A 2,280-nucleotide genomic window follows, 5' to 3' on the forward strand; every position below is an offset into this window, starting at 1 on the left:
CACTCAAAAAACTATCAAAAATAGTTTTCAAGTGTCGAACTTGGGCTAGCCTGACAGTACGAAGAAGACCGCTGGTTTTCGGAGAATTCTCACATCCGATATCAGGCCTGTCCTGGAAACACTAGCCCAAGTTCGACAGAATTAGACAAAAGATGTTGGTTCTGAGCAGCAAAGGGCAAAAGTCGTTAATAGTTTACACTACAAATTGAGTTTCATCTCAAGCCTGGGGGGCGGTCTGAGGTTGAGCTTTTGTAAGAGAATGGCCAAGTGTTGTTCGGGTTTGGAGACGCAACGGAGTCTGATCTCTGTGCCGGTGCGTGTCAAGAGTACGACATCGATCAGGGTGAGATTTTTGATCTCTTCAAGGATCGTTCTGGGTTCGTTCCCGAGCCCTGCCTGCTTGCACATTTGTGCGAGACATTTCCAGAGCACATAGGCAAGGAAGCAGACCAAGATGTGCGCCTGAACGCGATCTTCTCGTTGGTGCCAAATGGGGCGCAGCTTCAAGTCCTGTTTCTGAATGCGGAAGGCTGCTTCAGCCTCCGTCAGTTGAATGTAAGCTTTCCACAAATCTTCCGGCGTCCAGTCTATGATGTTCGTGCGCAGGAGATAATATCCCTCGCTCAAACGGGCCCAATCGCTATACGTGTTGTGGATCGTCCAGGAGAGATCGAGTTTGCCGTCAAGTTCTTTGACATCGATATCAAAAAGCGGAGAGGCCCGGTTGTAGCGTTCGAGCAATCGTCCGATACGGCGCTCGACAACTCTCACATTCTTGACGCGGCCGGAGGTACAGCTCTTCTTCACTTTGTGAAGACCTTTGTCCAGTCGCTCGAGGAAGCGGTTGTGAATCGCCCGTTCCTTCTCACGTCTGGCTTCACTTCGGCAGAGAATAAATATCTCTTCGCCTCCACCTGGCGAAGGGCAGAGTTTTACTTCGAGTCCTTCATGGACTTGCTTCCAGCCCTTCGTGAGAAGCTGGTGTTCGAACTTCTTCAACTGGCTCTTGGCTGTTCCGATAATGTAGCGCCGGCCTTCCTCTTGGAGCAGTTCAAGATTATCAGGACTGGCCATCCCGCGATCCATAATCCAGATACGATTTGCCTTGCCATAGAGGGATTCCATCTTTTCGATAATGGTTTCAACCGTCTTTGAATCGTGCCGGTTACCCTCGAACACCTCATAGCCAAGAGGTATTCCTTCTTTGGTTACGACCAGACCGATGCACACTTGTTTACAATCGGGACGACTGTCGCGTGAGTACCCCTGCTGTGCCTGAGGGTTTCTGGATGCTTGTCCTTCAAAGTAACTGGAGGTGACGTCATACAAAAGAATATCATAGGTGATATGAAAGAGTTCACCCAACCGCCCTTTGAGATGCTTCTGGATGTCGTCTTTGTGTTCCAACAGTTTATCCAGTGCGCGGTAGAGGCGGTTGTCGTAGATGTCCTCGTCGGCAATACCCAGAAGGTCTGAGAGTGCACTCTTGCGGTAGAACTGTTCGGCGATATGGAGTTCGCTCGATGGTTCACAAAAGCGTGAGATAACCAGAACGTTTGCGAGCGTAGCCCAGGAGATTTTCGGGTGCCTGCCCAAGGCTGCATCTGCAGAACCGGAGGTCTCCAGCATCACTCGATCAAGGAGTTCACTGACACCAAGCTTTTTGATGAGCTCCAGAGCAAGCCACACGTCACCGAAGCGGCGGCTTCGTTCTGTGCGGACCTTACGGACGTTGACCTCAACCCATTCGGGTGAGGTCTCATCGAAGAGTGACTCCTGAGTCGGTAGACCTTTTTCGACTGCGTGATGAATGCCAAGTCGTCCCGCTTCATCCATGTCACCAAGATAGGAGACCACACGTTGCCGCGGTCCACGCGCTGTTCGTACTGATTCAACGAGCGCCCAATAGTCGTGTCGCTTGCCGTCTTTGTCGATTGAGAATTTCCGGAGAAACATGGACCAATATACAACATCGTGACCGGGCTCCGCAAGGGGGTAGGTTTTCACTACATGGACTTTTCAATCTATATTGATGATTCTGATTCCAATTCAACAAAAAAAATCTGAAAGTGACATCATTGTGTCGAACTTGGGCTAGCGGCACTTGCGAACATTTGATGACAACAACAGTCATACCAAGTGCTGATTCGCTCAGCGTGGAGAGAAAGGAAGATTTCCGGATTTCCGCTTCTTGAGATGGAAAGCAATCAGGGGGAGTCGAGATGTGCCAGATCCAAAAAGAAACCCACAGGGCAAAACCTGATCCGCGTGATCAGATCA

Annotated in this window: 1 protein-coding gene; it reads right to left on the reverse strand. The window is 50.1% G+C overall.

All coding sequences use genetic code 11. The features are described from left to right. Nucleotides 1–198: 198 nt before the first annotated feature. Nucleotides 199–2,007, reverse strand: a complete 1,809-nt coding sequence (locus tag QME66_13255; GenBank protein ID MDI6809914.1) for an IS1634 family transposase — start codon at nucleotides 2,005–2,007, stop codon at nucleotides 199–201. Nucleotides 2,008–2,280 lie beyond the last annotated feature (273 nt).

Source organism: Candidatus Eisenbacteria bacterium (assembly GCA_030017955.1).
Lineage (GTDB): Bacteria > Eisenbacteria > RBG-16-71-46 > JASEGR01 > JASEGR01 > JASEGR01.